This is a genomic window from Thalassotalea ganghwensis (genome assembly GCF_053485795.1).
Map to the genome: position 1 here is coordinate 1 of NZ_JBQRUM010000038.1, position 4,600 is coordinate 4,600.

Here is a 4,600-nt window from a genome sequence, read left to right on the forward strand (position 1 = left end):
CAATAAGAGAGCCTCTATATGTGTTTGCCGTAAGCAACTTGCTTAACGACCACATCGACAGACGAAGTAAACGAATTTGCTTATTGATTTAACCTTGCCCGTCACTGACTAAAAACGGGCAAAAAAACACTATTGCTTATTGACAGAGTTACGGCTCATATGTGTTATGTTTCTTTTGAGAGAGTTATTTCACCAAAATTCATAAACACAAATGTCCCTGGAGAGGCCTCTGCTCGATATGCACAATTAGCGTCAGAGATACGCATTGCTAAAGCAGCATACTCCCAAGCTCTATTTTCGTCGCAAGTTACTTTTTGAGTTAAAAACTCCTTCAGCTTTTTTTCTTTTGCAAATGCTTTAACGGCTAATGCTGATTGTTGTAATTCAGGTGCAACTGAAGGGTGCTCCCAGCCCCACATAAAACTTTGATCTTGAGAGTTGAAGGAACCAACTATTTGAACAGGTGCTGAGGCAATGGAACCATCTGAAAAGTTAAAGATAATAGTGCCTGTATCTTGATCTACATTCCATGTGTCTTCACTACCTAAATTCCACGTCTTAGTATGCGCATCGGTAACCATTCTTAAGGCTTCCATGCTACCTTCAATAAAACCTTCGATATCAAATTTATCTTTCTTAAACAAACCGAACACCAACCCCTCCTAGAAACATAACGCCCCATTCAGGGGCTTTTAATCGTTGGCTAAAATAACGAACTCAGTGAGGTTAAGCCAACTGTTAAAAGTCCTATCACTGCAATGGCTTGTTATATTTTCTTTTTCGCTCAACTCCCCAGCATAATAGAACAATAGACAATAAGAGTGAACCGAACACATCGAAAACATAATACGATACAAAACTAGCTGCTAACGTCTTCTTGGTTTTGCCATTTAAATGTAATTCATAAACTTTATACGCCCCATAATTAGCATTATATTTTCCTTTAACTTTAATTTGATCTCCTATTTTAAGATTACTTGATGGTGCAATAAGCTTTGTCTTATATAGTTTGTTGGATAGTAATACTAAATCAGTCTTATGTTTACCTCCTCCTTCTGCGTCAAAGCCTATCACTTGGCCTTCTCTTACCCTCAACTCATTGGTTTCCGGAAACCCGATAAATACAGCGTTAAGAAAGAAATAAAAAAATAGAAGGCTACCCCCAAAAATCGAATAGGTTTTAAATTTTTGTTTTTCTTCTTTAGTGTGTCTCGATATATGGGTAATGGAGTCATTCACTATAATTTTTACTTTACCATCGTGTACTTCATCGATTATGAGCTTGATAGGAGTTCCATTTGTCAATTTAAAGTCATACACAAGGGAATTACTAGCGACTTCTCTAATCCACTTATCTTCATGGTAAATATTTACATTAGTATCAAATAGAAATGATTCAAAAGAAATTTCAACCTTATCACCATTAAATAATTTGGAGTCTAACTGTTGTTTCATATGGATTTATTCAAGGCTACGTTCATCTCGAGGAAAATATAACGCTTTGCTAAACGGCTAAGCAACGCTTGCTATACTGCGCGAAGCGCCAGCAAGCGTTGCGTGTCCGATTTGCGCAACTTGTTAGCTACTACCTAGCTATTATTACTGATGATTTTGATAAATTCGGTTATGTTTTTTTGTTGTAAGGACATAACTTTTTTAAATTGCTCTTCGTTTGTATATTTTTTCCCGTTTAACTCTTCAACTGAGCGAGTACTTATTTCGGCAACTTTGGTTAGGTTCTTATCATATATAACCCACTCTGTATCAGATAATAAATTCCCAACTAAAATAGCAGCCTGAGACTTTATATGGATAGCATAATCAACATTTTGGTTTTTGTTAAAGTAATCCGTTAACTGTTCACTTTTTACAGAACCCATGCCCCATAATCGATTTGATTTGTAGCGTTTTGTTAGCTCTTCGACACTGAATCTTTCCATTAAATTTGCAGATACGAAATTAGGGTTCACTTTGCTTATTTGAGTGTTTAATGCATTAACAGTTTCATTTTGTAAATTTATGCCGAATGCTTCTTCACTTTTATCAGTTTTACTATCTGCAATAGCGCCAAGAGCTCCGAATAATTGAAGCGCACTACCGCTTCCATTAAGATCATCACCGACCCAAGCATCGAATTGGACTACTCCAAGTTTCTTTTCATTTTGTATCCCTGATGTGAAATTTGAATCAACTTTTTTTGCTTCATAAGAAGGTGTTGTTTTACAACCAGTTATTAACAATGTTGATATTATAGTTGTTATTAATAATTTAAATTTCATTAAAGTTCCTTTAGTTTTTTATAATGTTTTTTTGTATAGATTTGGTAGCTAACGCCAAGCTAAGCGGAAAAATACAGTTAGGCTAAACTGCGCGAAGCGCAAGCCAACTGTATTTTTTCTGTTTAAGCGCCTTGTTATGAATTTTTAAGCAAAAGGTTATTTACAAAAGTAAGTTTGCCATCTTTTTGCATTTCGACTACAAAGTTAAGTAAAACCTGCTCTACAACCGTTCCGAAACCATCAGAGGGAGTTGTTGGTATTGCTCCTTCGAAAGGAGCTTTTTCATTGCCAATAGTAGTGTGCAACGCGTGTTTATAGTTCTTAGTTAAGCTTGTACCGTTTTTGTCAGTATATTCAACAGTAACTTCATAATAATCTGTAACTGTCGTACCAGCTGCACCAAATGTTAATCCAGTCCCGAAACCTTTAGCGGCAGCTTCTCCCATGTCAGCTATATTATTTACAGTCACTTTTATTGAATAATCTGTTTCAACTTGAGAAGGAGTTACAACACTGGTAGCCCGTAATGTTCGCTCTACGTGGTTTAGAACCTCTTGATTCACAGCATCTAACTTTTCCCCATTTCTTTGGAATTCAACAATTATCTGAGCATCATATTTTTTAGCGACATTCTTAACATCATCATAAGTTGCTTTTCCAAAGTTTGGATCAATATAAGTTTTAGGTGAAATACACCCTGTAAGTGCTATTACAGGAAGGGCTAACATTATTATTTTTTTCATTTTTACTCCGTAGTTAGATTATTAATCATAAATTCATAACGCCCCATTCAGGGGCTGATAATAGCTTGCTATAATTGTGAAGCGAAGCGGAACCGAGCAAGCTGTTAGCAGTCCCGTTACTGTAATGGCTTGTTATATGTATTTACTCTTCCATTTGTCTAAAGGCAATTCATATTTAGAACAAAATGTGGCATCAGCGGTTAGTCCAAGTCTATTAAGAGCTCTATAAATAAAGCCATGATTCATATCTTGTTTGGGTTTAGCTTTAATAAAATTGGCCGCCTCTTCAAGAGTTTTAAAATACTTCATATATTTAATTTCGCAGATAGACACCCAAACATAATATTTTTTATAACTTTCACTGTAATTTATAGGGTTATTGTCTAGAAGATCATATTGGCTACCTTCTAAAGTTAAAACCTCAGAAACAACAAAACCTTTGTTTTTTAATTTAGTAATTCGAAAGTTATTAATATTGAATGCAATTAACAACAAAACAATTGAAAGAAGTAACAATGCAGGTGCTGGAGCGGAATTAATCCAATCAGCGGCATTTTTTCCTATGGAGCCAACCGCACCAAAAAAATACAGCCATGAAAGTCCAATAGGCATATCTCTCTCTTCCAAAGTTTCAGGGTTTACCATTTTTATTTTTGCATATGCCATGATTTATAACTGAACCTTGTGATACATATAACGCTCACGATAAGCGGAAAAATCTAGCGATTTGGCGCAGCCAGCTAGTTTTTTCCGCCTTGATTGTTTTGTTAGGTTGCCACACCTCAGAACCAAAGTTGGCATCTTGGAGGTACTTTGACCAAACATCAACTCCAAGCTCTTTTGATAGGTTAGTAATAATATGTTGCGCTCTTTTCTCAACTTTAAGTGCTTCTTTTAGAAATTTCTCATAAGGTAGAGATATATTGACGTGCTCTTCATCATAATCTGGATCTGTTTGTCTAATATGAATGTTTTCCCCAACCCGAACAGCGTCTATTTGCCAGCCTTGATCTGCATCTATGAACGGCTCTACATTGTTATCATTTAGCCATGAAAAAAACTGCTGCATTTCAGATAGGCTGTCGTACCATGGAAAAGAAATATGGACATCTTCTTCTGTATTCCAAAACCATAAACGCAGCCAGAAATACTGTCTTATTTCGTTGAAAGGTTTACTTAATTCAGCAGACTTTTCTACAACATCTTTGTAATAAGAAGCGAGTTTATCAGTGTTTTCAATTGCTTCACTTGTTCGTGCAATTGTTGGAACGACACGTTCAAAAGCAGGCAGTTGAAGAGGTTCTTGATAATTGTCGTCCTGTATCTGTTCTAAGTTATTTGGATCACCAATATAGAAGTGTTCCTGTAATTGAAAACATACTTCAAGATCAAGGCTATCTATATTTTTCGACTTATTTATCCAATCCATTTCTTGCTCGATATTCATTGGCAACCTAACGCCCCAATCAGGGGCTTTTAATTAGTTGGCTCAAATAACGAACGCAGTGAGGAAAGCCAACTGTTAAAAGTCCCGCACTGCATTGGCTTGTTAGGCATACTTAACCCACTGTAATTACA

At 36.0% G+C, this 4,600-nt stretch carries 6 protein-coding genes; all 6 read right to left on the minus strand.

What is annotated here, in order from left to right:
- Positions 1–164: 164 nt before the first annotated feature.
- The gene (locus tag ACSLUH_RS19195; protein ID WP_448570035.1) at positions 165–653 is read right to left on the minus strand and encodes a DUF6882 domain-containing protein; all 489 of its coding nucleotides are present in this window, start codon (positions 651–653) and stop codon (positions 165–167) included.
- Between the two features lie 97 nt (positions 654–750).
- Complete coding sequence (locus tag ACSLUH_RS19200; protein WP_189769663.1) at positions 751–1,455, minus strand: hypothetical protein; 705 nt, start codon at positions 1,453–1,455, stop codon at positions 751–753.
- A 134-nt stretch (positions 1,456–1,589) separates the two neighbouring features.
- Positions 1,590–2,279 carry a hypothetical protein gene (locus tag ACSLUH_RS19205; RefSeq protein ID WP_448570037.1) on the minus strand — a complete coding sequence of 230 codons (690 nt, stop codon included), beginning with the start codon at positions 2,277–2,279 and terminating at the stop codon, positions 1,590–1,592.
- 134 nt (positions 2,280–2,413) lie between these two features.
- Positions 2,414–3,022, minus strand: coding sequence for a hypothetical protein (locus ACSLUH_RS19210; protein ID WP_448570039.1), 609 nt, complete (start codon positions 3,020–3,022; stop codon positions 2,414–2,416).
- Between the two features lie 132 nt (positions 3,023–3,154).
- On the minus strand, positions 3,155–3,688 hold the full coding sequence (locus tag ACSLUH_RS19215; RefSeq protein ID WP_448570040.1) for a hypothetical protein: 534 nt from the start codon (positions 3,686–3,688) through the stop codon (positions 3,155–3,157).
- Between the two features lie 34 nt (positions 3,689–3,722).
- Positions 3,723–4,469 (minus strand): hypothetical protein, encoded by a 747-nt coding sequence (locus tag ACSLUH_RS19220; RefSeq protein ID WP_448570041.1) that lies wholly within the window; start codon positions 4,467–4,469, stop codon positions 3,723–3,725.
- Between the last annotated feature and the right edge of the window lie 131 nt (positions 4,470–4,600).